Genomic DNA, 4,253 nt, shown 5'->3' with positions numbered 1-4,253 from the left:
TGCAAGGTGCTGTGCTCGATGCCAAACCGCTCGCGCAGCACCTCTTGCATCTGCGGTAGCACGGCTTGCCACTGGACCATCGCATCCATGTCCACATGGGCTGCGATGGCATGACTGCGTGAAGACAGGCTCCAGATATGCATGTCGTGAATAGCGCGCACCCCTTCTATCTCCGACAAGGCATGGCTGACTTCCTGCGGATCGACGCTTAGCGGTACGCCCTCCATCAGCACGTGGGTCACCATGCCAAGCAGCCGGATCGCGGAGATCAGGATCAGCAGACAGACGAACAGGGACAGAATCGGGTCCATGATCGCCGGGCCGCCAAAGTAGATGATCGCACCCGCCGCTACGGCGGCGACCGAGCCCAGCAGATCACCCATTACATGCAGCAGTGCGCCGCGTACGTTCATGGTCTGTTCACCGCGCATCAGCACCCAGGCGACAATGACGTTGACCAGCAAGCCGAGCCCGCCAATCAACAGGACCGTGCCGCCGTCGACCTCGGGCGTATCGAGCATTCGCTCGATTGCTTCGTAGCCGATATAAACGATCACCAGAAACATGAAGATGACGTTGAACAACGCGCCCAGCACTTCGGCGCGCTGCAGGCCGAACGAGTGCTTGCGTGAGGCGGGCTTTTTCGCGAGCCAGGCCGAGAACGCGCCTACTGCAAGCGACAGCGAGTCGGTGAACATGTGCCCGGCATCGGACAGCAGTGCCAGCGAGTTGGCCATCAGGCCGGCGAAAACCTCGACGAAGGCAAAGCCGGTGGTGAATATCAGCGCAAACAGGAGAGTCTTGCCGCCGCCATGGCTGTGATTGTGGTTATGGCTGTGCGCGTGATCGTGGCTGTGGTCGCTCATGACCTCAGCGCCAAAATTCGGCACGCTCCGTTGATTACGATCAGGCCGACGATCGTGCCGATGACCAGATCGGGAATGTTGGAGCCAGTCCAGAGCACCAGTACACCGGCAGTAATGACGCCCAGGTTGATCAGTACGTCATTGGCGGAAAATATCCAGCTCGCCTTCATGTGCACTCCGCCGTGGCGGTGCTTGTGAATCAACCCCAGGCAGACGCTGTTGGCAATCAGCGCGACACAGGCAATCGCGATCATTGTCATGGACTGGGGATCGCTGCCAAACAGGAATCGGCGCGCCACTTCGAGGAGCACACCCAGGGCAAGGATCAACTGCAGCGCGCCGGCAAAACGCGCAGCTTTCATCTGGTAGCTGGCTGCTCGCCCGACGGCATAGAGTGCGAGCCCGTAGACGGCGGCATCGGCGAACATATCCAACGAGTCAGCGATCAGGCCCGCAGACTGGGCAATGATGCCTGCAGTCATTTCTACCAGGAACATGGTGGCGTTGATGCCAAGCAACCAGCGCAAGGTGCGCGATTCTGCGACTTCAGTCAGTACCGAGTCTTCCGCTTGCTGGACCTGTTCGGCGTCGGCAGGTCGGGTCTGCGTGATCTGAGATCCGAGACCAAGAGTCGCCAATTTGGCTGAGACGGGATCTACCGGTCCATCATGCAAAACGGTCAGTTGCCGGTTGGGCAGATCAAATAACAGTGCCTGAATCGTCCCGAAGCCACTGAGCGCCAGGCGGATAAGGCGCTCCTCTGATGGGCAATCCATTTTGGGTATGTTGAATGTGCTGGCCCACTGGGCAGAAACCGCATGCGCACTGTCCATCTCGGCAGCGGATACATTCGAACAGCAACATGGGCTGGCTTCACTATCGTCCTTCACTCGGCTGCATCCTTTTACCGGATTCAATAGCACCATTTAAACCCATATAGCTACTGGAGGGTCAAGCGGCGCGGACCGCAAGGCGGTCTCGGCGATGCCGGGTTGGTTGTAGCTACTATACTCACAGCTCAAGCCGCACAAAGAGTAGAGACCATTATGACTATCAAGCAAAAGTACAAATTCCAGGGCTTCGCGCTGGCGGCCATGCTATCGACTGCCCTGCTGGCCGGCTGCGACCAGACCGAGGAGCCCGAGCAGAATGCGGATTCAACTGAAAACCCGACAAATCTCGATCTGCAGGGGCAAGAGCGGCCTCTGGAGCATGTTGAAGAGTTTGATGATTATTCGATTCAGGGAAGTATTACCCCGACTGAACGTCTGCCTGATGTCATGATTCAGGAATACAATATTGAACCGGGCCCTGAACGCCTCATCTTCAATGCGATCATTTATGAGAAACGGTCTGATGGCGAACGTGAACCTGTTTCTGCCGACGTAAATGTTCTGTACGAAAACCTGGTCGGTCACGAAATAGAGATCGACATGCGGCAGGTTGAAGCAAATGGTGATGTGAGCTACATCGGTACCGTGGACACGAGTGGCCAGCTGGTTTTCCGATTCATGATTGAGGCGCGGCCAGAAGGCTCGGATGAGTCACTGCAGACGGAGTTCGAAGTGCAGCTACCACCTCGCGATACTGAATAAGGACCAAAAGCGACCACTTCCAATGTGCTATTGGCTGGGCAAGTCTTGCGACTTGCTCAAGCCTATCCTCGCAACGTCAAATACAGTCGCAAATCCAGCTCCAGCTGATGGTAATCCGCCTCCATATGTTGGCATAACTGGTAGAAGGCCTTGTTGTGGTCTTTCTCGCGCAGGTGCGCAAGTTCATGCACAACGACCATGCGCAGGAGCGGCTCAGGCAGGGTTTTGAGCAGTGCGGAGACCTTGATCTCGTTCTTGCGCTTGAGCTTGCTGCCCTGCACGCGACTGACAAACTGGTGCTGGCCCAGGGCGTTGTCGATCACATGCATGCGGGTGTCGAAGAACACCTTGCTGACCGGTCCGCTGCTACGCATGTGCTGTTGCTTGAGGCGCTGGGTATAGTCGTAGAGGGCAGCGTCAGTCTGAATGCTGTGTCCACTTTGCGGCGGGTAGCGCTGCTCCAGCCAGGCACCCAGCTGATCGTTATCGATCAGCCGCTGCACCTGTTGCTTGATGTCCGGACTGTAGCCGTTCAGGTATTTCAGTGCTGTCACCCGACCGGATTACTCACACTTTCGATCTGGCGTTTGACGTGCATCGGATCATCAATGCCCTTGAAGATCACATCACTGATGCCGCGGCCGGTGATCTTGACTGTACCGAAGTTGAACATGCGGCCCAGAATTCCCTGGTCAATCTCGACCGTCTCGATCGACTGCAGCTTCATCTCCTCGGTCTTGCGGCTGATGATGCCATACTTGAGGATCACGCGTTTATTGGTCACGCCCCGCTCCAGGTGCTTGAGCCGCAGGTACTCATAGATCCCAAAAATCAGGGTAATGCCCAGCGTGGGGATTGCCAGCACAAACCAGATATACATAGGCACGCGGGCAAACCAGTGCAGCGGGAAAAGTGCTTCGGCTTTTTCGCCGGTGGATAAGGATTCTTCAATGTAGGTCATGGCTATCGATCCGTGGGCGGCGTTAAGGCGTTATCAGCCATGGATTGTACACCAAAACTCCTGACCCTTAGTGCGCCGGCGCCTTACTCCTTCATCTGGCTAGCCGAGCCTGTGCGGCCTGGGAATTGTGCTGGATGACGTGGCGGCCGCGATCTTTGTCTGGGTCGTTCTCCGTATCGGCATCGCTTTGGGGGGTGCGGTACCGGAAAACAAAAAAGACCGATCATTTCTGATCGGCCTTGCATCCCATTCTAGGATTTTCTCCTAAAGCTCAGACTCATAGTAGGAATTGAACACCGTGTGGTTATCCCGGGTTTCCGGCAAGGTATAGACAACGCCATTGGTGCCGGTAAATGCCGGTATCACGACGCTGTCGAAAAACGCTACCGGCACGTTGATACAGCCGTAGGAAATCCGTTTGTCGTACACATGCGGTGATGCCAGGCGCTCGGCGCGGCGTTCCTTCGCCGTACCAGGCACTACACGATGCAGAGAAATGGCTGCTTCGTAATCCACCCAGAGAATCTCGTCTCCAGCCAGATTACGCCCCAGTGAAGCGACAAACCGGCCCGCCGGCGTGGTGCGCTCTTCAGGCCGGATACTCGATAGCTTGCGCTCGCCAATACCCGGCACCGAGTCATCCCCTCTCGCCAGGCCCAGAAGCGCGGAAGCCGAGCCAGTCAGCTGTCCATGGGCATCGAACATCAGCACCCGGGCTTCCGCCTTGTCGATAATCATGAACGGCATGCCCAGATTATCGCCCGAGTCGACAATCCAGTCTGCGGCATTGCGTGCAGGCAAAGAGGCCTTTTCATTTTTGAAATAAGCCCG

General features: G+C 56.7%; 6 protein-coding genes. 1 reads left to right on the top strand and 5 read right to left on the bottom strand.

The genetic code is table 11. From position 1 onward, the window contains the following. Positions 1-866 (bottom strand): cation diffusion facilitator family transporter (locus tag ABYA88_RS15590; RefSeq protein WP_373188304.1); only part of this gene is annotated, 866 nt, incomplete at its 3' end. Beyond that, positions 863-1,699 carry a cation transporter gene (locus ABYA88_RS15585; protein WP_373188305.1) on the bottom strand — a complete coding sequence of 279 codons (837 nt, stop codon included), beginning with the start codon at positions 1,697-1,699 and terminating at the stop codon, positions 863-865. The genes ABYA88_RS15590 and ABYA88_RS15585, both read right to left, overlap by 4 nt. Positions 1,700-1,912: 213 nt before the next feature. On the opposite strand from ABYA88_RS15585, the gene ABYA88_RS15580 reads away from it, so the two are divergent. Then, positions 1,913-2,461, top strand: a complete 549-nt coding sequence (locus ABYA88_RS15580; RefSeq protein ID WP_373188303.1) for a DUF4426 domain-containing protein — start codon at positions 1,913-1,915, stop codon at positions 2,459-2,461. A gap of 62 nt (positions 2,462-2,523) precedes the next feature. On the opposite strand, the gene ABYA88_RS15575 is transcribed toward ABYA88_RS15580, so the two are convergent. The 3 genes from ABYA88_RS15575 to ABYA88_RS15565 all read right to left on the bottom strand — a co-directional run. After that, positions 2,524-3,015 carry a M48 family metallopeptidase gene (locus ABYA88_RS15575; RefSeq protein WP_373188302.1) on the bottom strand — a complete coding sequence of 164 codons (492 nt, stop codon included), beginning with the start codon at positions 3,013-3,015 and terminating at the stop codon, positions 2,524-2,526. After that, positions 3,012-3,422: a PH domain-containing protein gene (locus ABYA88_RS15570; protein WP_373188301.1), complete on the bottom strand. Its 411-nt coding sequence runs from the start codon at positions 3,420-3,422 to the stop codon at positions 3,012-3,014. Before ABYA88_RS15570 ends, ABYA88_RS15575 begins: the two co-directional genes overlap by 4 nt. A 264-nt stretch (positions 3,423-3,686) precedes the next feature. Beyond that, on the bottom strand, positions 3,687-4,253 hold a 567-nt coding region (locus ABYA88_RS15565), incomplete at its 5' end, for a hypothetical protein (RefSeq protein WP_373188300.1).

Origin of the sequence: Halopseudomonas sp. (assembly GCF_041579695.1) — a bacterium.
In the GTDB taxonomy this organism is placed as follows: Bacteria; Pseudomonadota; Gammaproteobacteria; order Pseudomonadales; family Pseudomonadaceae; genus Halopseudomonas.
Note: the sequence above shows the minus strand (reverse complement) of the source record. Positions and strands in the feature narration are given on the sequence as shown.